General features: G+C 67.7%; 21 protein-coding genes. 8 read left to right on the forward strand and 13 right to left on the reverse strand.

Annotated elements, in window-relative coordinates:
* Positions 1–19 precede the first annotated feature (19 nt).
* A complete protein-coding gene (locus tag GO308_RS15875) occupies positions 20–469 on the reverse strand; it encodes an AAC(3)-I family aminoglycoside N-acetyltransferase (protein WP_240886127.1) in 450 nt (149 codons plus the stop codon).
* The gene (locus tag GO308_RS15880) at positions 466–1,443 is read right to left on the reverse strand and encodes an agmatine deiminase family protein (protein ID WP_066483745.1); all 978 of its coding nucleotides are present in this window, start codon (positions 1,441–1,443) and stop codon (positions 466–468) included. The genes GO308_RS15875 and GO308_RS15880 overlap by 4 nt, the downstream gene beginning before the upstream one ends.
* Positions 1,444–1,624: 181 nt before the next feature.
* Between GO308_RS15880 and GO308_RS15885 the strand changes: the two genes are divergently transcribed.
* Positions 1,625–3,646 carry a S9 family peptidase gene (locus GO308_RS15885; RefSeq protein WP_240886128.1) on the forward strand — a complete coding sequence of 674 codons (2,022 nt, stop codon included), beginning with the start codon at positions 1,625–1,627 and terminating at the stop codon, positions 3,644–3,646.
* A 30-nt stretch (positions 3,647–3,676) separates the two neighbouring features.
* Here the strand turns inward: GO308_RS15885 and GO308_RS15890 are convergent, their stop codons facing one another.
* A complete protein-coding gene (locus tag GO308_RS15890; protein ID WP_240886129.1) occupies positions 3,677–5,311 on the reverse strand; it encodes a M28 family peptidase in 1,635 nt (544 codons plus the stop codon).
* A gap of 210 nt (positions 5,312–5,521) precedes the next feature.
* Between GO308_RS15890 and GO308_RS15895 the strand changes: the two genes are divergently transcribed.
* Positions 5,522–7,492: a S9 family peptidase gene (locus GO308_RS15895; protein WP_240886130.1), complete on the forward strand. Its 1,971-nt coding sequence runs from the start codon at positions 5,522–5,524 to the stop codon at positions 7,490–7,492.
* A 39-nt stretch (positions 7,493–7,531) separates the two neighbouring features.
* On the opposite strand, the gene GO308_RS15900 is transcribed toward GO308_RS15895, so the two are convergent.
* Positions 7,532–8,503 (reverse strand): TauD/TfdA family dioxygenase, encoded by a 972-nt coding sequence (locus tag GO308_RS15900; protein WP_240886131.1) that lies wholly within the window; start codon positions 8,501–8,503, stop codon positions 7,532–7,534.
* Between the two features lie 63 nt (positions 8,504–8,566).
* Here GO308_RS15900 and GO308_RS15905 point away from each other — a divergent pair, with 63 nt between their 5' ends.
* Positions 8,567–9,598: a hypothetical protein gene (locus tag GO308_RS15905; protein ID WP_240886132.1), complete on the forward strand. Its 1,032-nt coding sequence runs from the start codon at positions 8,567–8,569 to the stop codon at positions 9,596–9,598.
* 92 nt (positions 9,599–9,690) lie between these two features.
* On the opposite strand, the gene rpsD is transcribed toward GO308_RS15905, so the two are convergent.
* A complete protein-coding gene (rpsD, locus tag GO308_RS15910) occupies positions 9,691–10,305 on the reverse strand; it encodes a 30S ribosomal protein S4 (protein WP_066483737.1) in 615 nt (204 codons plus the stop codon).
* A 245-nt stretch (positions 10,306–10,550) separates the two neighbouring features.
* Here rpsD and GO308_RS15915 point away from each other — a divergent pair, with 245 nt between their 5' ends.
* Positions 10,551–10,853 carry a chorismate mutase gene (locus GO308_RS15915; protein WP_240886133.1) on the forward strand — a complete coding sequence of 101 codons (303 nt, stop codon included), beginning with the start codon at positions 10,551–10,553 and terminating at the stop codon, positions 10,851–10,853.
* Positions 10,854–11,006: 153 nt separating this feature from the next.
* Here the strand turns inward: GO308_RS15915 and GO308_RS15920 are convergent, their stop codons facing one another.
* Genes GO308_RS15920 through glyA form a run of 3 tightly spaced genes read right to left on the reverse strand, consistent with a single transcriptional unit; the run spans position 11,007 to position 13,531 of the window.
* Positions 11,007–11,744, reverse strand: coding sequence for a TrmH family RNA methyltransferase (locus GO308_RS15920; protein ID WP_240886134.1), 738 nt, complete (start codon positions 11,742–11,744; stop codon positions 11,007–11,009).
* Positions 11,741–12,217 (reverse strand): transcriptional regulator NrdR, encoded by a 477-nt coding sequence (gene nrdR / locus GO308_RS15925; protein WP_240886135.1) that lies wholly within the window; start codon positions 12,215–12,217, stop codon positions 11,741–11,743. Before nrdR ends, GO308_RS15920 begins: the two co-directional genes overlap by 4 nt.
* Entirely contained in the window at positions 12,218–13,531 is a 1,314-nt protein-coding gene (gene glyA, locus GO308_RS15930; RefSeq protein WP_240886136.1) for a serine hydroxymethyltransferase, read from the reverse strand.
* 180 nt (positions 13,532–13,711) lie between these two features.
* On the opposite strand from glyA, the gene GO308_RS15935 reads away from it, so the two are divergent.
* Together GO308_RS15935 and GO308_RS18670 are read left to right on the forward strand one after the other, a co-directional pair.
* Entirely contained in the window at positions 13,712–14,218 is a 507-nt protein-coding gene (locus GO308_RS15935; RefSeq protein ID WP_240886137.1) for a DUF3429 domain-containing protein, read from the forward strand.
* 43 nt (positions 14,219–14,261) lie between these two features.
* Positions 14,262–14,393, forward strand: a complete 132-nt coding sequence (locus GO308_RS18670) for a hypothetical protein (RefSeq protein ID WP_269450161.1) — start codon at positions 14,262–14,264, stop codon at positions 14,391–14,393.
* Positions 14,394–14,415: 22 nt separating this feature from the next.
* Here GO308_RS18670 and GO308_RS15940 read toward each other — a convergent pair whose 3' ends face one another.
* On the reverse strand, positions 14,416–15,540 hold the full coding sequence (locus GO308_RS15940; protein WP_240886138.1) for a GNAT family N-acetyltransferase: 1,125 nt from the start codon (positions 15,538–15,540) through the stop codon (positions 14,416–14,418).
* 95 nt (positions 15,541–15,635) lie between these two features.
* Between GO308_RS15940 and GO308_RS15945 the strand changes: the two genes are divergently transcribed.
* Positions 15,636–16,097, forward strand: coding sequence for a DUF2721 domain-containing protein (locus tag GO308_RS15945; RefSeq protein ID WP_240886139.1), 462 nt, complete (start codon positions 15,636–15,638; stop codon positions 16,095–16,097).
* Positions 16,094–16,492, forward strand: coding sequence for a DUF4345 domain-containing protein (locus tag GO308_RS15950; RefSeq protein ID WP_240886140.1), 399 nt, complete (start codon positions 16,094–16,096; stop codon positions 16,490–16,492). Before GO308_RS15945 ends, GO308_RS15950 begins: the two co-directional genes overlap by 4 nt.
* Positions 16,493–16,499: 7 nt before the next feature.
* On the opposite strand, the gene GO308_RS15955 is transcribed toward GO308_RS15950, so the two are convergent.
* The 4 genes from GO308_RS15955 to GO308_RS15970 all read right to left on the reverse strand — a co-directional run bounded on the left by GO308_RS15955 (position 16,500) and on the right by GO308_RS15970 (position 21,043).
* Entirely contained in the window at positions 16,500–18,059 is a 1,560-nt protein-coding gene (locus tag GO308_RS15955) for an amidase (protein WP_276616633.1), read from the reverse strand.
* Between the two features lie 142 nt (positions 18,060–18,201).
* A complete protein-coding gene (locus GO308_RS15960; protein WP_240886141.1) occupies positions 18,202–19,302 on the reverse strand; it encodes an FAD-dependent monooxygenase in 1,101 nt (366 codons plus the stop codon).
* Positions 19,281–19,973: a methyltransferase domain-containing protein gene (locus GO308_RS15965; protein WP_240886142.1), complete on the reverse strand. Its 693-nt coding sequence runs from the start codon at positions 19,971–19,973 to the stop codon at positions 19,281–19,283. The genes GO308_RS15960 and GO308_RS15965 overlap by 22 nt, the downstream gene beginning before the upstream one ends.
* Positions 19,970–21,043 (reverse strand): type III polyketide synthase, encoded by a 1,074-nt coding sequence (locus tag GO308_RS15970; RefSeq protein ID WP_240886143.1) that lies wholly within the window; start codon positions 21,041–21,043, stop codon positions 19,970–19,972. Before GO308_RS15970 ends, GO308_RS15965 begins: the two co-directional genes overlap by 4 nt.
* Positions 21,044–21,069 lie beyond the last annotated feature (26 nt).

Consider the following 21,069-nt stretch of genomic DNA (forward strand, 5'->3'; position numbering starts at 1 on the left):
GCCTGTCGAGCAATTTCGCCTAAAGCGGCGCCATATCGAAATGGATCGCGTCGAGCCGGCTGCCCAACCCCGCATAGAGCGCGATCGCCGGATCGTCGCCGACATCGGCCTGGACGAACACGGTCGAGGCACCGATTTCGCCCGCGATCCGCCGCACCTCGGCGATCAGCGCGGTGGCGACACCCTGGCGACGATGCACCTCCGCGACGGCGAGGTCGTAAATATAGATTTCACGGCGCGCCTGCTCGAACTTGGCGAGGACATAGGCAACCAGTCCGCCGACCACCGCGCCATCGGCCTCGGCGACCAGTGCGATCACGTCGTCGCGGGCGAGCAGCGCATCGAGCCACGCGTCGGGCGGCGGCGCGGCGGCATAATGCTCGGCATCCTCGAATGCCTCGGCGAACAGCGCGTTGAGCCGCCGAACGCCGGTCACGTCGCCCGGGCCCAGGCGACGCACTGCGCTCACAGCTTCGGCACCTGCTGGCTGATGCAGTGAAAGCTGCCGCCGCCGGTCAGGATATGGTCGGCACGCAGTCCCAGCGCCTGGCGGCCCGGGAACAGCGCGCCGATCGCCTCCACCGCATGCGCGTCGTTGGGCTGGCCATATTGCGGCACGACCACGGCGGCATTGCCGATGTAGAAGTTCATGTAGCTCGCCGGAATGATCTCCTCCTCATGGTCGAGCACGCGGCCGGGGGAGGGGAGGCGGACGATCTCGATATCGGCAAAACCGCGCGCGCGCTCGACCGCGGCCTGATAGACACGCCAATTGGGGTCGTTCTCGGTCGCATCCGGGATCGCCAGCACGCCGGGCGCCACGAAGCGCGCCAGATTGTCGACATGGCCGTCGGTATGGTCGTTGACCAGGCCGGCACCAAGCCACAGCACCCGGGTCAGCCCCAGCTCGTCCGCCAGCCGCGCCTCGATGGCCGCCTGGGACAGCTGCGGATTGCGATTGGCGTTGAGCAGGCACTGCTCGGTCGTCACCACGCGCCCGGTGCCGTCGAAATCAATCGCGCCGCCCTCCAGCACCCAGTCGTGCGCGATCACCGGCAGCCGGCGGCGGCGCGCCAGCCGCGCCCCGATATCCTCGTCGCCGGGCAGGTCGTATTTCCCGCCCCAGCCGTTGAAGCCGAAATCGTGCGCGCGCCCGTTGGCGCCGACGATCGGCCCGGTATCGCGCAGCCAGATGTCACCAAACGGTTCGACCACCACCGACGCCGCGTCGCCGGCATGCCGGACGGCGGCGTCGGCGGCCTCGTCATCGGCAGCAACGAGGATCACGCGCTCGCCCCGGCCATCGGCATGCACCGCCCGGGCAAAGGCGGCGACTTCGGCGCGCGCGGGCTCCAGGTCGTCCAGCCACAATTCGGGGTGGCTGGGAAAGCCGATCCAGACGGCGTCGTGCGGTGCCCATTCGGGCGGCGGGGCAATGGTCATGCACGCACGCTTTAGCGCGCGTTGCCGATTACGAAAAGCGGGCCCCGGCCAATCATGTAAAGCCACGGATTCGGATCAATTTGGTGTTCAGGGCCTTGCCTGCAGCACCGGGGCCGATAGCGTTTCCGACATGTGCGGGGGCGATTCTGCAGCCCGATGTCAATGCGTTAGGGGTCGAACGATGGGCGTGGGGAAGGCGAGGCGCGTCGTCGGCGGGGTGCTGACGGCATTGGCGACATTCGTGCTCGTGCAACCGGCGGCGGTGTCGCAGGACCGCGCCGCCGCGCAGCTGTCGGCCGCGGAGGCGGCGCCGCTGTTCGGCGCGCGCGAGGCGATCGAACAGATCAGCCTTTCTCCGGATGGCACGAAGCTGGCCTATCTGACGCCCGCCGGTGGACAGGCGTCTGCCATCATGATCGCAGACCTAGTCGCGGGCGGCGAGCCGAAGGCGATCATCCGCAGCACCGGCGATCCCGAGCGGCTGAGCGGCTGTCGGTGGGTCGGCAACGCCCGGCTGTTCTGCACGATGTTCGGGATCGTGCGCGTGGAGGGCGATGTCACCTATGCCACGCGGATGGTCGCGCTCGATACCGACGGTTCCGACGTCAAGTTGCTCGGCAACCGGCGGGGGTCGGGCGACCGGCTCGGCTACTCACTCTACGGCGGCAGCGTGATCGACTGGAATCCGGGCGAGGAGAACGCCGTACTGATGATCCGCGAATCGATCCCGGAATCGACGACGGGTACGCGGCTGGCGCAGACCGACGAGGGCCTGGGCGTCGACCTTGTCCGCACCGATACGCTTGTGTCAAAGGTCCGCGAACGCGCCGACCGTGACGCAAGTGAATTCATCACCGACGGGCGCGGCGTTGTGCGCGTCAAGGGTCGAAGGATCGTCGACAGCGCGTCCGGGTTACCCACCGGTGAAACGCGCTATTTCTACCGCACGATCGATTCGCGCGAGTGGAAACCGCTCAGCACCGTCACCGCTGACGGGAAGGGGTTTGATCCCCACGTCGTCGACCCCGACCTCAACGTCGCCTATGGCCTGAAGCGCCACGAAGGCCGGCTGGCGGCGTTCAGCGTCGCGCTGGACGGGTCGGGCGCGGAAAAGCTGCTGTTCGCCCACCCGCAAGTCGACGTCTCCGGCTTTACCCGTGTCGGGCGCCGCTCGCGTGTCATTGGCGTGCGGTACGTGACCGACGTGTCGCAGGTCCAGTATATCGATCCCGCGCTCGACAAACTTCACGCGTCGCTGACCAAGGCGTTGGGCAACCTGCCGCTGATCCGGTTTGTCGACAGCAGCGAGGATGAGCGCAAACTGCTGATCTGGGCAGGCAGCGATACCGATCCCGGCCGCTACTACCTGTTCAACCGGGACGCCCGCAAGCTCGAGGAATTGATGCTGGCGCGACCGATGCTGTCCAAGCTGCCGCTCGCGACCGTTAAGCCGGTCAGCTATCCGGCCGCCGACGGCACGATGATTCCGGGCTATCTGACGCTGCCGCCGGGCGGTGCGGCGCGCAGCCTGCCGACGCTGGTGATGCCGCATGGCGGCCCTGGTTCGCGCGACGTCTGGGGTTTCGACTGGCTGGCGCAATATTTCGCGAGCCAGGGCTATGCCGTGCTTCAGCCCAATTTTCGCGGATCGACCGGCTATGGCGATGCCTGGTTTCAGCGGAACGGATTCCAGAATTGGGAAATCGCGATCGGTGATGTGACCGATGGCGGTCGCTGGTTGATTGCGCAGGGGATCGCGGATCCCAAGCGCCTGGCGATTTTCGGCTGGTCCTATGGCGGCTATGCGGCGCTGCAATCGGGCGTGGTCGCGCCCGACTTGTTCAAGGCGATCGTCGCCGTCGCGCCGGTCACCGATCTGGAACGGCTGAAGGAGGATCGCCGCGGCTGGAGCGACTACAGGATGGTGTCGCAATTTGTCGGCAGCGGGCCGCATATCGACGCGGGCTCGCCGGCGCGCCACGCCGACCGGATCAAGGTGCCCGTCCTCATGTTCCACGGTGATCTCGATCGCAACGTCGCGATTTCGCAGGCGCGATTGATGCAGTCGCGGCTAGAATCCGCCGGAGCTCGGTCGGAACTCGTCGTCTATGACGGGCTCGACCACTATCTCGACGACAGCAGCGCTCGCACGAAGATGCTCGCAAAGAGCGCCACGTTCCTCGAAGCCGCGTTCAAGCGCTAGGCACCGCGGCGCGCCGGGGGCGGGCGCGAATTACCGCGTGCGGCTCCGGTCGCGGATGGCGCGGAACTCGTCGCCCGCGACCCAGTTGGGCCAGGCGTCGGTCGTCGCCAGCGCGCGGCCGACATCGTAATAGAGCTGGACGTCGCGCATCGCGCCGGTCCAGTCCCAGGCGGGATCGAACTCGTCCTTGGGGCCGTGATAACGGTTGGTTTCATAATCCTTGGCGGCCGCCTCTCCCGCCGCGACCCCGCCCTTCACGAGGTCGTCGCCGCCTTCAAAATACAGCATCGGCACGCCGTATTTTGCCAGGCTGAAATGGTCGGAGCGATAGTAGAAGCCTTTCTCGGGCGTGGGTTCGTTGGTCGCGACCCGGCCTTGTGCGGCGAGAGCACGGTCGAGATAGCCGTCGAGTTCGGACTTGCCCCGGCCGATCACCACGACGTTCTTCGCCGGCCCCGCCATCGACAGCGCGTCCATGTTGACGCCGCCCACCGTCTTGCCCAGCGGAAAGACCGGATTGGCGCCGTAATAGGCCGAACCGAGCAGCCCCGATTCCTCCGCCGTCACCGCAACGAAGGCCAGCGTTCGCGGGGCCGGGCCGGCCTTGGCATGTGCCTCGGCCAGCGCCACCAGCGCCGCGGTGCCGGTCGCATTGTCGACCGCGCCGTTGCAGATGTCATCGCCGTCGGGCGCCGCCTCGCAGCGCCCGAGATGATCCCAATGAGCCGAATGCAGCACGATCTCGTCGGGGCGCTGGCTGCCCGGCAGGATCGCGATGACGTTCTTCGACGCATGCTTGCGCACCGCATTGTCGAAGCTGACCGACGCCTTCGCGCCCTTCAGCGGCATCGCCCGGAACCCCTTGATCCCGGCCGCGCGCTCGGCCTCGGCAAAGTCCATCCCCGCAGCGGCGAACAGCGCTCTCGCCTGATCGAGCTGGATCCAGCCGATCGCCTTCGACTGGTCCATATGACCGTTTGCGGCGTCGGGCACCTGCTGCGCGCCCGTCCAGCTCGACTGGACGACGTTCCAGCCATAGGCGGCGGGTTCGGTCTGGTGGATGATGATCGCCGCGGCCGCGCCCTGGCGCGCCGCTTCCTCATATTTGTAGGTCCAGCGGCCATAATAGGTCATCGCGCGCCCGCCGAACGGGCCGTCGAGCGTCGGGGTGCGGTAATCGGGATCGTTGACCAGGATCAGCACCGTCTTGCCGCGCACGTCGACGCCGGCATAGTCGTTCCAGCCGCGTTCGGGCGCGTTGATGCCATAGCCGACGAACACGACGTCGGAATTGGCGACGTCGATGCGCGGCGTGACCTGATAGGTGCCGACGACCATTTCCGGGCCATAGGCCAGCGCCATCGTCTTGCCGCCGACGGTGAAGGTCAGCGGGCTGACATTCTTCGCCTGCAATTCAACCAGCGGCACGTCTTGCGTCCACTGGCCGTTGTTGCCAGGCTTCAGCCCCGCTTTCTGAAACTGCTCGATCAGATAGGCGATCGTCCTTTCCTCGCCCGCCGTGCCCGGCGCGCGCCCTTCGAACGCGTCGGACGACAGCGTGCGCGTCACTTCGCGCATCGTGTCGACCGACGGCGGGGCGGGGGTCTGGGCAAGCGCGGGAAGCGGCGCTGCGATGAGGGTCAAGGCGGCAAGCGGGCGGATCATCGGCAGACACTCGTGTGACATGGCATCGTGCCGTGCTGTGCCAGCTTGCCGCCCCTTCTGCAATTGCGCGACCGCGAGGTCCCGGCGATAAACGGCACTGCGACAGGGACTTGCGAATTGTCGGGCTGCCCCGCAGGGTAGGATGGCTGCCGGGGCATCGCCTGCGCAGGACAAAAGACATGGGGTCGTCCGTTGCTTCGTTCATCCTTATTGCTGGGCACCGTGCTGGCTTGTGCGCCGACCGCGTCCTTTGCCCAAAGCACAGCACAGACGCTGTCCCGGGAACAGGCGGCGAGCGCGTTCGGCGCACGCGAGCGCGTGCTCGACGCCAGCATCTCGCCCGATGGCACGCGGATCGCGCTGGTCTCGCCCGGGCCCGAGCAGTCGACGGTGGTCCAGGTCCTCGACCTGGCGACCAATGTCGCAACGCCGGTGAATTTCGCCGACGGCAAGCCGATGACGCTGGGTGGATGCGGCTGGGCGTCGGACAAGCGCCTGCTGTGCACGCTTTATGGCGTCGCCAATTATAACGGCCCGCTGCTCGGCTATCAGCGGCTGATTGCACTCGACGCGGACGGCAAGAATGTTCGTTCGCTGTCGGCGACCGAGCGAAATCAGCAATATATCCAGCAATCCGACGGCTATGTCATCGACTGGCGCGACGGCACGAGCAGCAAGGTGCTGCTTGCGCGTAATTATGTGCCGACCAAGACCCGCCTCAATTCGATCGGTTCGCTCGCGCAAGGGCTGGGGGTCGACCTGCTCGATACGATCACAGGTAAGGTCGAGCATGTCGAAAGCGCCGATTCGACCGTATCGACCTATCTGAGCGACGGGACTGGAGCGGTTCGGATCATGGGGAATGATCCATCGCTCAAGCTCAACTTCGAATCGAAGGGCAAGCGCGCCTTTTTCTATCGCCGCCCGGGAAGCAAGCAGTGGGCGCCGTTCTCGACCTATGATTCGTCGACCGACGAAGGGCTCTATCCCATTGCCGTCGATGGCAAGGCCAACGTCGCCTATGCGTTGAAAAAGCTCGATGGCCGCGAGGCGCTGTACCGCGTCGCGCTCGACGGGTCGATGAAGACCGAGGTTGCATTCGCGCACCCAAAGGTGGATGTCAGCGGCATCGTTCGGGTCGGTCGCCAGGGTCGTATCGTCGGCGCGCAGTACACGCTCGATCGGACCGAAACCCATTTCTTCGATGCGGAATATGCCGACCTGGCGGCGAAGCTGGCGCGGGCACTGCCGCGGACACCGCTGATCCGGATCGTCGATTCAAGCGCGGACGAACGCAAGCACCTGGTCTTTGCAGCGAGCGACACCGATCCCGGCCGTTTCTTCTTCTTCGATCAGGACAAGCGCCAGCTGTTTCAGATCGCCGACGAACGGCCGCAGCTCGCCGACGTCGCGATCAGCGAGCAGAAGTCGATCGTCTATCCCGCCGCCGACGGCACGCAGGTGCCGGGTTATCTGACGCTTCCGGTGGGCGTGCCGGCAAAGAACCTGCCGGCCATCGTGCTGCCCCATGGCGGCCCCGCGGCGCGCGACGAATGGGGCTTTGACTGGCTCGCCCAGTTCTTCGTCAACCGCGGCTATGCGGTGCTTCAGCCGAACTATCGCGGATCGTCCGGCTATGGCGAAGGCTGGTTCCAGGAGAACGGCTTCCGATCGTGGAAGGTCGCGATCGGCGACGTCAACGACGCCGGCCGCTGGCTGGTCAAGCAGGGGATTGCCGATCCCGCCCGGCTGGCGATCGTCGGCTGGTCCTATGGCGGTTATGCGGCGCTCCAGTCGAATGTGCTGGCGCCGGACCTGTTCAAGGCGGTGGTCGCCATCGCGCCCGTGACCGATCTCGAAATGCTGCGGTCTGAGCAGACCGGCTTCGTCAACACCCGCCTGCTTCAGGACTATATCGGCGAAGGGCCGCAGCTCCAGGAAGGTTCGCCGACGCGCTTCGCGGCCGCATTCAAGGCGCCGGTGCTGCTGTTCCACGGCGACAAGGACATTAACGTGCGCGTGGACGAGGCACGCGCGATGGAAAGGGCGCTGAAACGGGCGGGCAAGCCGGTGGAGCTGGTGGTTTATCCCGACATCGCGCACCAGCTGGCGGATTCCGCGGTTCGCATCGACATGCTCAACCGCGCCGACGCGTTCCTCGAGCGCACCTTGAAGGAGTGATCGCGGGGTCCGCGGCGCCGGATATGCGCCGTGGACCGATCATCCTTCCGACCTTGCGTGTCGGGGCTGGGGCGGGCGGAAATTCGCGCGCCGCCAGGGCGCGTGGTCGCGTTCCCATCCACTGGTCTCGGCGAAATCGAGATAGCCGAAACAGGTTGCGATCAGCCGGTCGTCGGGATCGACGATGGCGGTTCGGCCGTGCATGAAGCGGGTGTTGTCGATCATCAGCAGGTCCCCGGCCTGCCACGCCAACGCGACGCTCAATCGCTGACCGACGACGCGGATCTGGTCGAGCCAGGGGGCCGGAAAGGTGCTGCCGTCGTCCAGGACCGGGTAGCGGTCGAGCCCCAGATAATCGTGCGCGAACAGCAGGAAATTGCCGAAAGCGAGCGCAGGCGTGAACATGGGGACGTGCAGAACAGGCCGGACGAAGATCCGCAGGATGCCCTGTGGCGTCCGCCGAAACTGATAGGGGACATGCGGCGGCGGCGACCGAAGCTGGTCGTCGCGGGGGTCCTCAGTGCCTAGCCAGAAGCCGAGGGTTTCCGGTGTTGCGGGTCGAATGTAAAGCAGCCGTCGCCGCGCGAGCTCGGCAACCAGCGATGCGGGCAGCGCATCGACGATCGCGGTTCCGTCGCAGATCGTGGTCTGACCCTGCGCCCGCGGCGGCGTCAGGCAATGGAAAAAACAGACATCGGGCTTCCACGGCTCACGCGCCAATTCCGGATGCAGGGGGAAGGGGGCCTGCCCGCCGTTCACCGTCTGGATATTCTCCCCCGGCTCGAGCAGCCTGCGATCGGGACTTTCGTTGAAAACCGAGGTTGCGATGAACTGGCCGGTGAAGCGTCGGAATGCGTCCAGATCGGCCGCGAAACCGCGTAACAGGATCGCGCCATGCGCGCGGTAGGCGCTCCGCACCATTTCCGGCAAGACCTCGAGGATCGACCCTTCATCCGACCGTTCGATCAACGCCCATGGTTTGCCCTTTCCGGGCGGGCTGAGTTTCGCCACACTATTCTCCGCGCTCTGTCCATATCTTAGCCGCGTCCGCGGCGCCGTTGAAAGCCTGCCTCGATGCCGACCTATTCTCCGGACCCATTGCGGGCGATGCTGGCCTCTCCCGACCATTATCCGCAGGCGATCGATGCCGACGAGATGGTGTTCGCGCCGATGACGCGCGACACGTACCGCCGGTCGATCTTTCTGGATCAGCGGATCGTGACGGCCTCACCCCGCCAGGCGCGGGTGAAGCTCGACGCAGTGATCGATCACTCGCCTCCGGCCGAGGGGGTGTGCTGGATCTTTCATATCGCGCATTGCGGGTCGACCCTGCTGGCTCGCGCGCTCGATGTCGACCACGGCCCATTGGTTCTGCGCGAACCCTTTGCACTGCGCCAGGTGGCAGCGGCATCGGCCCAGAGCGCCGCCGCCATGGCGCAATTTGCGCCGCTAAGGCGGTCGGTCCTGGGTCTGGTGTCCCGTCGCCACCCGCACGATCACGCGACGATCATCAAGGCGAATGTCCCGGTCAACTTCGTGATCGACGATCTGATGCGCGTGCCGGACAGCCGCGCGATCCTGCTCTACTTCCCGCTCGACGCCTATCTCGCCGCCGTCCTGCGCAGCGAAGGGCACCGGCAATGGGTCGGCCGCATCACCGCCGAACTGGCCGCGCCGATCGCGGCGCTCGCAGGTCCGCTCGATTGGCTGGATGTCGTCGGCCGCGCCGCGATGCTGTGGCTGGCTCAGCTGCGTGTCTTTGCCGATGTGCTCGTGCGTCACCCCGCGACACTGTCGCTCGACGCGCAGCACTTCTTCGCTGCGCCGGCACCTTGCCTGACGATGATCGCCGAGCATTTCGGCATCGATCCGGGAAAGGGCTTTCCGGAGACGGTCGTAAACGGTCCGCTATTCTCGACTTATTCCAAGAAGGAGGGCGTCGCCTTCGACAATGCGATGCGCATCGATCGCGAAGCGCAGGTCAGGTCGGCAATCGCGACCGAAATTGCGCGCGCGCACGAGATCGTGGCGGGACGGCTTGCGCAATTTCCGCTGCCGTCTGCGCTGCCCCGCCCGGTCGGCGGCAATGCACCCGCGCTGCTTTGACTGCAGTTTGCCAGAACGAAAACGGATCAGTGCATGAAAAAAGGGGGCGCCCGGCCGGGCACCCCCTTCTTGTCGGTCTGGATCGGGTCCGATCAGCGCGAATAGAATTCGACGACCAGATTGGGTTCCATCTTCACCGGATAGGGCACTTCATCGAGCGTCGGCACGCGGGTGAAGGTGACCTTTGCCGTGCCGTCCGGCGCGACATAGTCGGGGATGTCGCGCTCGGCCAGGCTCTGCGCTTCCATGACCAGCGCCATTTCCTTGGCCTTGTCGCTCAGCGTGATTTCCTCGCCCGGCTTCACCCGGCGCGACGCGATGTTGCACTTGACGCCATTGACGCGGACATGGCCGTGGCTGACCAGCTGGCGCGCGGCGAAGATCGTCGGCGCGAACTTGGCGCGATAGACGATCATGTCGAGCCGCTGCTCGAGAATGCCGATCAGGTTCTGGCTGGTGTCGCCCTTCATGCGCGACGCTTCTTCATAGGCGCGCTTGAACTGCTTTTCGGTCACGTCGCCATAATAGCCCTTCAGCTTCTGCTTCGCGCGCAGCTGGATGCCGAAGTCCGACATCTTGCCCTTGCGGCGCTGGCCGTGCTGGCCGGGGCCATATTCACGCTTGTTGACCGGGCTCTTCGGGCGACCCCAGATGTTTTCGCCCATCCGGCGGTCGAGCTTGTACTTGGCGCTGGAGCGCTTCGACATGATAATTCCTCAATTCAATTGCCAACAACGTTGACCGGGGCAGGCACGAATGATTGCCCTGATCGCGATCCCGGTCATCGCCTGACGCCGATCGAACCGAGGATCGGGTCGATCGGGCAGGGCCGCCGCTTCACCGGGGTGCGGGGCCAATTGCGAAGGTGGGGCGGTTAGCGGGGGTGCGCCACCGAGTCAAGTCGAACGCCGACGCTGGACAGCGCGCACGCCGGGCGGCATGGGCGGCGACCATGACCGATATTCTCGACCCGGCCGATTGCACGACGATGGCGCAGGTGCGCGCCGGCGTCGATCAGGTCGACCGCAACCTCATTGCGCTGCTCGCCCGCCGGTTCGGCTATATGGACGCCGCCGCGCGCATCAAACCCGACCGCGCCCTCGTCCGCGACGAAGCGCGCAAGGCCGAAGTCATCGCTAACGCGCGGGCGAGCGCGGCGGCGGCAGGCATCCCGGAGGCTGCCGTGGCGGAGTTGTGGGAGCGGCTGGTCGAAGCGTCGATCGCGTACGAGTTCGAGGCGTTCGATCGGCGGTGAGGTTGCTCTGCGTCCTTCGATACACCGCTTCGGCAAGCTCAGCGGCTACTCAGGATGAGCGGTTCGTCGGAAATCAATCCCTCATCCCTTCACGCTCATCCTGAGTAGCGACTGAGCTTGGCGAAGGCGCGTATCGAAGGACGCAGCGCAACCTCACCGCTCCCGCGGCCGCTCCAGCGTGCTCAGCACCCCGCGCAGGGTGCGAATTTCCTGCTCGTTCCACCCGGGCTTGGTCAGCAGCGTGCGCAGCGTCCGGCGCGTCACGGGCGCGCGGTCGGGCGGGAAGAAATAGCCCGCGCCCTCCAGCATCGCGTCGAGATGGGCGATCAGGCCGTCCAGGCTCGCCTGCGACGCGGGCGGGTCCAGCTCGACCTCCGGCGGGCTGGCGAGTGCAACCCCTCCCTCGACACCGCTCGGGACGTGTTTCGACCATTCATAGGCGACCAGGATCACCGCCTGGGCCAAATTGAGCGATCCGAACTCGGGGTTGATCGGCACGGTGATGATCGTCCGCGCGACCGCAACATCGTCGGTCTCCAGCCCCGATCGCTCCGGCCCGAACAGGATCGCCGATCGTCCGGCGGCAGCGTGAATGGCGCGCGCGGCCACCTCGGGCGTCTCGACCGGCTTGGTCACGCCGCGCTTGCGCACCGTGGTCGCATAGACATGCGCGCAGTCGGCGATCGCATCGGCCAGCGTGTCGAACACCTGCGCGCGCTCCAGCACCACATCCGCGCCGCTCGCCGCCGGGCCGGCGGCCGGATTGGGCCACCCGTCTCGCGGGGCGACGAGCCGCAGGTCGGTCAACCCGAAATTCAGCATCGCGCGCGCCGCCTTGCCGATATTCTCGCCAAGTTGCGGGCGGACGAGGACGATCGCGGGCGGATTCACTTGCGCGCCACCTCACTCACCGATCCGGCAAACTCCTCGAAATCGCGCGCCTCGCGGAAATCCTTATAGACGCTGGCGAAGCGGATATAGGCGACGGAATCGAAGCCCTTCAGCCCCTCCATCACCAGTTCGCCGATCGTCTGGCTGGCAACCTCGCCGTCGCCCATCGTTTCCAGTTGCCTCTGGATGCCGGAGACGAGCCGGTCGATCTGGACGCTGGTGATCGGGCGCTTGCGGCACGCGATCGACACCGATCGCAACAGCTTTTCCCGATCGAACGGCTCGCGGCGCGGCTCGCTGCCGCTGCCTTCGCTCTTGAGCACGGTCAACTCGCGAATCTGGATGCGCTCGAAGGTGGTGAAGCGCGCGCCGCATGCCGAACATTGGCGGCGGCGGCGGATGGCGGTGCCGTCCTCGCTCGGACGGCTGTCCTTCACCTGGCTGTCGTCATGCGCGCAAAAGGGGCAGCGCAATCACGCCTCCGGATAGATCGGGAAGCGCTCGCACAACGCCCGCACCCGGCCGCGCACCGCCGCCTCGACATCCGCATCGCCATGCTCGCCCTTCGCGCGCAGCCCGTCGAGCACGTCGGCGATCATGTGGCCGACTTCGCGGAACTCGGCGGGGCCGAAGCCGCGCGTCGTGCCGGCGGGCGTGCCGACGCGGATGCCGCTGGTCTTGAGCGGCGGCAGCGGATCGAACGGGATGCCGTTCTTGTTGCAGGTGATGCCGGCACGCTCCAGCGCCTCGTCCGCGTCGCGCCCGGTGACGCCCAGCGGACGCAGGTCGACGAGCGCCAGGTGGGTGTCGGTGCCCCCCGCGACCAGATCGGCCCCGCGCTCCTTGAGCGTCGCGGCCAGCACTTTCGCGTTTTCCAGCACCGCGGCGATATAGCTCTTGAACTGCGGCTCCAGCGCTTCGCCGAACGCGACGGCTTTCGCAGCGATGACATGCATCAGCGGGCCGCCCTGCAGGCCGGGGAACACCGCCGAGTTGATCCGCTTCGCGATCGCCTCGTCATTGGTCATGATCATGCCGCCACGGGGCCCGCGCAGCGTCTTGTGCGTGGTCGTGGTGACGACATGCGCGTGACCGAAGGGCGACGGATGCAGCCCGGCGGCGACGATGCCCGCGAAATGCGCCATGTCGACCAGGAACAGCGCGCCGACTTCGTCCGCGATTGCCCGGAAGCGCGCGAAATCGATGATGCGCGGATAGGCGGAGCCACCCGCGATGATCAGCTGCGGCCTGTGCTCGCGCGCCAGCGCCTCGACCTGGTCATAGTCGATCAGGTGATCGTCGGCGCGCACGCCATATTGGACGGCATTGAACCACTTGCCCGACTGCGCCGCCTTGGCCCCGTGGGTCAGGTGGCCGCCCGCATCCAGGCTCATGCCCAGGATGGTGTCGCCCGGCTTGGTCAGCGCCAGCATCACCGCGCCATTGGCCTGCGCCCCTGAATGCGGCTGGACGTTGGCGAAGCTGCAACCGAACAGCTGCTTTGCACGCTCGATCGCCAGCGTCTCGACCCGGTCGGACGGCGCGCAGCCCTGATAATAGCGTTTGCCCGGATAGCCCTCGGCATATTTGTTGGTGAATACCGATCCCTGCGCGGCCAGCACCGCTTTCGACACGATGTTCTCGCTTGCGATCAGTTCGATCTGATGCTGCTGGCGGTCGAGCTCGTCAGCGACGCCCGCGAAGATTTCGGGGTCGGCGTCCGCGAGCGCCCGGGTGAAGAAGCCGTCGGGCTGGACCATGTGCAGCGCGCTGGGTTGGGTGCTCATCGGGAGGGCCTTTCTCGCATGCTCGGCTGGCGGCGTTCCCGCCCGCGCGGCGCAGGTTGCCGGATACAGCGCGCTATCTATGCTGCCTGCGCCGGGATTGCCACCCATTATGGCCACGCCGACGCGCCTGTCCTTCAAGCCAGCTGTTGCATCGCGATCGGCGCGGATAATGTCGCCGCCATGACCCGACCCGTCGACGCGACAGCCCCCGTCACCGCCATCCCCGCCATGCCCCGCCTGCTCGGCTTTGCCGGCCTGTTGCCCCAAATCGTCGCGGTGGCGCTGCTGGTCGGGGGCGATCCGCAATGGCGCTTTGTCGCGATCACCCTTGCCTATGCCTATGCGGCGCTGATCTTCACCTTTCTGGGTGGAATGTGGTGGGGGCTGGCGGCGGCAGCGGCGCGTGAAACGCCGGGCTGGGTGTGGATCGCGGCAGTCCTCCCCTCGCTCATCGCGCTGGCGAGCGGCGTTCCCTGGCTGATCGGTCAGCCCTGGCCCCAACCCTCGACGCTGGCGATCGGGGTGATGATCCTGGCTTCTCCGCTGGTCGACGCACGGCTCGCCGCGGCGGGACTGGTGCCGCGATGGTGGCTGCGTTTGCGCGTCGCGCTGTCGGCGGGACTGGGCACCCTGACGGTCATTGCGGGGCTGTGGCCGGCACTTCCGGGGGTCGGAACGGGAACTTAACCTTTTTCGGCCATACTCCGCTTCCCGCACCAGGAGGTTTGTGATGGACCCGAAGCCCACGCCGAACGCCACCGGCACGTCCGACGAACGCCGTCGCAGCGATCGCCGCGTCGCGCAGGACCCGAGCTACGCCGGACCCGAGCGTCGCCAGCAGGATCGGCGCAACCGCGGCTGATCCGCGCAAGCAGGTCGGTTCTTCAGTTTTCAGCTTCCGCCGCGGTGCCGTGGCGGCTATTTCCGCTGCGTGCCCACCACCCGGCCAGCAGCCGTGCCAGCGATGCCGCGGCGCCGGGCCGCACGAACAACCAGTCGCGGATGGCGGGTCCGGGGACGGCACCGATCGTGCGCTTATAGCCGCTGTCCCCAGCGCCCCAGTCCACCATCTTGATCCCGTCCGCCATCGCGCGGATCAGGTTGCGATAGTAAAGCAGCTTGCCGGGCGAATGCTTGCCCACCACCGGATCGTAGCTGTTGGCGATCGCATATTTGAGCGCGCCGGTGTTGAGGTCGAAGGAAAAGGCGGTCGGGCGCCCGTCGATCGTCAGCACCGCCGCCCACAGCATGTCGGCAATCACCGGGTCGTCCGCCACCGCGCGCCAGAAGCCGCCATGGCCGTCGAGCGTGAACTTGGCGTCGCGGCCGTCGGTGCGCGTGGCGATCCAGCTCTGCCGTTCGATCTCGGCGAGCGCGTCGAACCGCGCCGCCGACCACTCAGCGCCGGTGACGAATGACCATTCGATCGCGCCGTGCGTCGCCAGATGCTTTTCGTGGAAACGGTTCTTCTTGCGCGTCGATGCGCGTGGCCAGCCGCCGTCCTGCGCCGCTGCCGCCGCCATGTCTAGGCGGTAGCTGTCGGCGACGAAGCGGTCGATCACCGTCCATCCGGCCGCCTGTGCGGCGCGGCGCATCGGGTGCAGCACGGGATCGTCGTCGTAGATCGGTCCGAGCCGCAGGACGACGGCTTCGCGCGCAAGCTGCCCGAGCAGCGCATCGAACGCGGCCAGCCCGGCGTCGGCGGCGGCGGGAAAGCTGCGGAACGGCCAATAGCTTCCCGGTACGCGCGCCCAACCGGTCCACGGCGCGCCCATGGCCGCGATCGGCAGCGCGATGACCGGCGCGCCCTCGCACTGCACGATCAGCGTGCGCGCGGTGCCGCCATAGGTGCGGATCGCCGCATCGTACCAGCCATAGCGCAGGAAACGGTGACTTTCCGGCGCACGCGCCGCGACCAGGTCGATCGCGCCCGACAGGCCCGCCAGCGCCTCGACATGCAGTGCGGGCGGCAGGCGCGTGAACTGGGCGAGCGGCATTGGCTTCGTCATCGCGCCGGGTTTAGCCGAACAGGCGTTACCAATGGGTGGAAGCGGGCGGTTATTCCGCTTGCCGCGCGTGCGTTTTCGACCGCATAGCGCCAGCCATGCTCATCACGCCCGGCATCTCGACCGTCGCCTCGACCATCCAGACCGCGATCGCGCCGGTGTTCCTGCTCGCCGGGCTGGGCGCGATCCTCAACGTGCTGGCGGGCCGGCTGGCGCGCATCGTCGACCGGGTTCGCACGCTCGAACAGCTCCATCCGCGCTCGACCGGGCCGGAACATGACCGCCACGTGTGGGAATTGCGCATCCTCGACCGGCGGATCACGGTGATCAACGCGGCACTGTCGCTGTGCGTCGCCAGCGCCGTCATGATCTCGCTGGTCGTCGCGATGCTGTTCGTCGCCGAGCTGGTCAAGCTTAAGATCGGCACTGTCGTCGCCTCGCTGTTCATCGCGGCGATGCTGGCTTTGGTCGCCGGCCTGATCCTGTTCCTGGTCGAGGTGCGCATTTCGCTGCGCGCCATCCATGTGCGCGCCGAATTGCTCGAACGCGACCGCGCGTGAGGGCGGACATCGAACGCCGGCTGCTCCAGCTTGCGGTCGCGTTCACCTGCCTCGTCCCGCTCAGCGCGGCGACCTTGAGCCTGTGGCGCGGGCCGGACTGGCTCGGCAGTGGCGGGGGATCGACCGATCTCGACAGTCATTTCCGCTATCTGTCGGGCATCTTCCTCGCGCTCGGCATCGGCTTTGCGACGTGCATCCCGGCGATCGAGCGACGCGGCCCGCGCTTTCGCCTGCTCGCGGCGCTGGTCGTCGCCGGCGGGCTGGGCCGGCTGGCGTCGCTGGTCGTCGTCGGCGCGCCGTCGGTCGGGCATCTCGCCGGGCTGGCGATCGAACTGGGCGTCGTGCCGCTGCTGACGTTCTGGCACGCGCGCGTCGCCCGGCAGGCGAGGTCCTGAGCCACGCTTAGCGCGCCGCGGCCTCCAGCCCCTTGCCCGTTGCCACCGTCGCGGCATAGCCGGGCTTTGCCCGCGCCTTTGCGCGCTGTTCATAGGCATAGCCGGCGTTGAGCAGCAATTGCTCGGAATGCCTGGGTCCGATGAACGACAGCCCCGCCGGCAACCCGCTGACCAGCCCCATCGGTACGGTCAGGTGCGGATAGCCCGACACGGCGGGCAGCTGGCTGGCGCTCGGCCCTGCATATTGATCGCCATGCACGGGGTCGCTCAGCCATGCCGGCCCGGTGGTCGGCTGGACGATCAGCGCAACGCGCGCCTTGGCGAGCATCGCGTCGATGCCTTCCGGCCCGGCCAGCTTCGCCGCCTTGGCCAGCGCTTCCCGATAGGCCGTGTCGTCGAGCCCCTTCATCTTGACCGCGCCATCAAAAATGTCCTGTTCGAAATAGGGCATTTCGGTCGCGGCATGGGCGGTGTTGAACGCGATCAACTGGTCGAGCGTGCGTGCGGTGACGGTCGCGGGCGTCGTCGCCAGATAGGCGTCTAAATCCGCCTTGAGCTCGGTCTGGAGGATCAGGAACTCGGCCTCGCCCAGCCCCTGGGGGCGAATCGGCTCGACATCGACCAGCGTCGCGCCCGCCGCCCGCAGTACCGCCAGCGCCGCATCGAACCGCTCGGCCAGCTCCTTGCGCATGTTCGGCCGCACGACGCCAACGCGCATGCCGGCCAGCGCCGTGGTGGAAAGGCCGGCGGCATAGTCGCGCTTCAGCCGGTCGGCATCGGCGGTGGCGGGATCGGCGGGATCGCTGCCTGCCATCGCGGCGAACAGGATCGCTGCGTCGCGCACGCTGCGCGTCATCGGCCCCGGCGTATCCTGCGTATGGCTGATCGGGACGACATGGGTGCGGCTGATCATGCCGACCGTCGGCTTCAGCCCGACCAGTCCGTTGATCGACGAGGGGCAGACAACCGACCCGTCGGTTTCGGTGCCGACCGTCGCCGCCGCCAGGCTGGCCGCCGCCGCCGCGCCCGACCCGCTCGACGACCCGCATGCGCTGCGATCGAGCGCATAGGGGTTGCGCACCAGGCCACCGACGGCGCTCCAGCCGCTCATGCTGTCGCTTGATCGGATGTTCGCCCATTCCGACAGGTTGGTCTTGCCCAGGATCACCGCGCCCGCCGCGCGCAGCCGCGCGACCAGCGGCGCGTCGCGACCCGTCATATTGTCCTTGAGCGCCAGGCTGCCCGCGGTCGTCGGCAGCTCGCGCGTCTCGATATTGTCCTTGATCAGCACCGGAATGCCATGGAGCGGCCCGCGCAGCTTGCCGGCACGGCGTTCGGCATCGAGCGCGCGGGCCTGGTCGAGCGCGTCGGGGCTGACCGCGATCACGCTGCGCAGCGTCGGCCCGGCGCGGTCCATCGCCGCGATGCGCGCCAGATAGGCGGCGGTGATCGCCTCGCTCGTCGACTTGCCCGATTTCATCTGGGTCTGGAGGTCTTCGATCGACAGTTCCTCGACCGCGACGCCCGCCTGTGTTTGCGCCTGGACCTGGCCGGGCAGAACCGGCAGCGCACAAGCCAGGGAAAGGGCGGCCACGCCCCGCAAAGTCGATCGCATCGCAAACCCCCATGTTATCGTGTCGCGTCAAGGCTGGCGCAGCGCTGCAGCGATGGCAAGGGGTGCGAAGGTCGGGGTCGGCCAGTGCCGCCGGCTATCCGATACGGGTCAGCCGTGCGGCGGCGGCGGACAGCCAGGGTCCCAGCCCGAGACCAAGCCCCATCGCGCCGAAAAGCAGCGGCCGCAGCGCCGGTCGTTCGGCGGCATAACGCAGTGCCCCCGCCGTCGCGATCGGGCGTTTTGCTTCACGGGCAAAGCTCGGCTGATAGCGTGCCGATTCCGGTGCGCCCCCCGCAATCATCGCGGCGGCGGCGCGCTCGCCGCTCCGCAGTGCGATGGCGACACCGTCGCCGGCAAGCGACGAGATCACCGCCGCCTGGTCGCCCAGCCGGAACACGCCGTGGATACCGTCGGCCGCGCGCCAGCCATAGGGGACGCCCGCGATCGTGGACCATTGACCCGCGAGGCCGGCGACGCGCTCGCCCAGCAGCGGACATTCCCCGCCGAGCTCACCGATCAGCGCCATCGCACTTCCCGCCGCGCGCAGTCGCGCGGGCGCGCTCGACAGGCACAGGTTGACCCGGCCGTCCTCGGTCAGCAGCAGGCCGACATAGCCCTGGTCGAACGGATGGAGCTCGATGACGCCGTCCAGCGCCGCGCGCGTCGTGGCATCGGGCACATAGCCGATGCGCAGTCCCAGTGCACCGTCGCGCGTTGCCTCGCCGCGCGCGGGCGCGCCGCGCAACGGATGCTTGCCGGTGGCGAGGAACAGCGCCTCGCCGATGATGCGGGTGCCGTCGGCCAGTTCGGCGCTGCGGGTATCGGGGTCGACCGATCGCACCTTGACGCCGCGCGTCACACCAGCCCCCGCCGCAGAAGCGCGAGCGAGCAAGGCCTCGTCGAGCACGCGCCGTGACAAGCCCGCGGCGGCAAAGGGCAGGGCGACCTCGCGCACGCGACGGCCATGCGCCAGTCGCAGGCGACGGATCGGGTGCGCACCCAGGCGGGCGGCAGAAACGCCCAGCCGGTCGAGTGCCGCTAGCGCGTCCCAGCCCAGAAACCCCCCGCACACCGTATCGTGCGGCCCCGTGCTGCGTTCGAGCACCCGCGTCTCGACGCCCGCCCCCGCCAGGCGGATTGCGGTCGCCGCCCCGGCGGGCCCACCGCCGATAATCAGCGCGCGCGGGTGACGCATAGCCGGAACGGGATGTGCCATGAGATGCGCGCGAAGGACGCGACACCCGCGCGCACCAGGATTTCGCGCCATTCGGCGACGCGGAAGCTGCGCGCGATCGACAGCTGGCCGTCCTCGCGCACGATGCGATGGACGCCGAGCAGGCGGGCGAGCAGCGGATAGCCAAGATGCGCGATGCGGTGGCGGTGCAGGTCGCTGATCATCCAGCCGCGCCGCGCGGTCGTTTCCATGAAGGCGATGAACTGGTCGAGCTGGGCGGGCGTCATGTGATGCGCGACCTGGCTGCTGATCACGACGTCCCACGGGCCGGGCTGGTCGGCATAGTCGCCGGTTCGCCATTCGATCGCGACGTTCGCCGGGGTTGCCGCCGCCGCGACATCGGCGCTCAGCGGGTTGAGGTCGACGCCGACCAGGTCGACCGCGATGTCGCGCGCCCGGGCCCAGCCGGCGATCGCGCGCAGCATGTCGCCGGCGCCAAATCCGACGTCCAGGACGCGCAAGCGCTCGCCCGGCCGCGCGACCCGATCGAGAAAGGCGAGCGTCGGCGCGGCGGTGCGCGTCCACCAGTTGACCCGCGACAGGTCGCGCAGCACTGCGGCATAGGTCGCGGGCGCGATGTCGGGCGCGTCCATCTGTTCCTCGATCCGGGCGCGGGTGGCGAGCGACATCATGGTGCGCGGTGGAAGCCGAAGCCCTCGACCGCGAGGCCGGGGCCGAACGCCATGCCGATGCCGCGGCGCTTCGCGGGGTCGTCCAGCATGTCGGCGAGGACGAACATCAGCGTCGACGACGACATGTTGCCGAAGCGTTCGAGCACGCTGCGCGAGGGATCGAGTCCATCGGCGGCCAGCCCCAGGCCGTGCCCGACCGCGTCGAGGATCGATCGCCCGCCGGCATGCACCGCCCATGCGTCGATCGCGTCGGCAGGCCGGTCGCCCAGGATCGCATCGCGGACCCGCGCATCGCCCAGCGCGGCGGCGATGCGGCCGGGCACTTCGCCCGACAATTCCATGATGAAACCGGCATCGCCGACGGTCCAGGTAATGAGGTCGCCGCTGTCGGGCATCGCCAGCGAAAAGCGACGGTCGATCGCGAAACCCGCCGCATCGCCCGTCACCAGTGCCGCCGCCGCGCCGTCGCCGAACTGAAGCATGGCCAGCAGCGGCTCGATCCGGTCGTCATACTGCAGGTGCAGCGACGAAAGCTCGACCGTCACGACCAGCACCCGCGCGCCGGGTTCGGAACGGACGATATGGCTTGCGGTACGCAGCGCGGCGACCGCGGCATAACAGCCCATGAAGCCGACCAGCACGCGTTCGACGCGGTCCGACAGGCCGAGATCGGCGGCGAGCAGCTGATCGATCCCGGGGGCGACGAAGCCAGTGCAGCTCGCCACCACCAGATGGGTGATATCGTGCGGCGGGTGTTTCGCGGCCAGCGCATCGACGGCGGCACGCGCCAGCGCGGGGGCCTGTTCGGCATAGACGGCCATGCGCCGCGCAGTGCCGGGCACCCCGCCGCCATTGTAAAACCCGCCATGATCGACGGGCGATCCGCCGCCGGGCGCATATGGCAGCACCGACCAGCGATGGCGGATGCCCGAGCGGCCGGCCATGCGGCGGAAAATCCCTCGCAGGCGCGGATCGCTCAGCCGTGCCTCCGCCCACGCGATGAAGCTTGCGTGCACGTCATGGCCGGGCACCGCCGTGCCGATCGCGTTGATATGGGGAACGGCCGTCATCCTTGCGTCACTCACTCGATTCCGAT

It is taken from the genome of Sphingomonas sp. SFZ2018-12 (assembly GCF_022496715.1).
Lineage (GTDB): Bacteria > Pseudomonadota > Alphaproteobacteria > Sphingomonadales > Sphingomonadaceae > Sphingomonas.

Bases quoted from the DNA above. Each gene is read 5' to 3' on its own strand.
- GO308_RS15880 (WP_066483745.1), bottom strand. From the start codon at position 1,443: ATGACCATTGCCCCGCCGCCCGAATGGGCACCGCACGACGCCGTCTGG.
- GO308_RS15885 (WP_240886128.1), top strand. From the start codon at position 1,625: ATGGGCGTGGGGAAGGCGAGGCGCGTCGTCGGCGGGGTGCTGACGGCA.
- GO308_RS15890 (WP_240886129.1), bottom strand. From the start codon at position 5,311: ATGATCCGCCCGCTTGCCGCCTTGACCCTCATCGCAGCGCCGCTTCCC.
- GO308_RS15905 (WP_240886132.1), top strand. From the start codon at position 8,567: ATGCCGACCTATTCTCCGGACCCATTGCGGGCGATGCTGGCCTCTCCC.
- rpsD (WP_066483737.1), bottom strand. From the start codon at position 10,305: ATGTCGAAGCGCTCCAGCGCCAAGTACAAGCTCGACCGCCGGATGGGC.
- GO308_RS15915 (WP_240886133.1), top strand. From the start codon at position 10,551: ATGACCGATATTCTCGACCCGGCCGATTGCACGACGATGGCGCAGGTG.
- glyA (WP_240886136.1), bottom strand. From the start codon at position 13,531: ATGAGCACCCAACCCAGCGCGCTGCACATGGTCCAGCCCGACGGCTTC.
- GO308_RS15935 (WP_240886137.1), top strand. From the start codon at position 13,712: ATGACCCGACCCGTCGACGCGACAGCCCCCGTCACCGCCATCCCCGCC.
- GO308_RS18670 (WP_269450161.1), top strand. From the start codon at position 14,262: ATGGACCCGAAGCCCACGCCGAACGCCACCGGCACGTCCGACGAACGC.
- GO308_RS15940 (WP_240886138.1), bottom strand. From the start codon at position 15,540: ATGACGAAGCCAATGCCGCTCGCCCAGTTCACGCGCCTGCCGCCCGCA.
- GO308_RS15945 (WP_240886139.1), top strand. From the start codon at position 15,636: ATGCTCATCACGCCCGGCATCTCGACCGTCGCCTCGACCATCCAGACC.
- GO308_RS15960 (WP_240886141.1), bottom strand. From the start codon at position 19,302: ATGCGTCACCCGCGCGCGCTGATTATCGGCGGTGGGCCCGCCGGGGCG.
- GO308_RS15965 (WP_240886142.1), bottom strand. From the start codon at position 19,973: ATGATGTCGCTCGCCACCCGCGCCCGGATCGAGGAACAGATGGACGCG.
- GO308_RS15970 (WP_240886143.1), bottom strand. From the start codon at position 21,043: ATGACGGCCGTTCCCCATATCAACGCGATCGGCACGGCGGTGCCCGGC.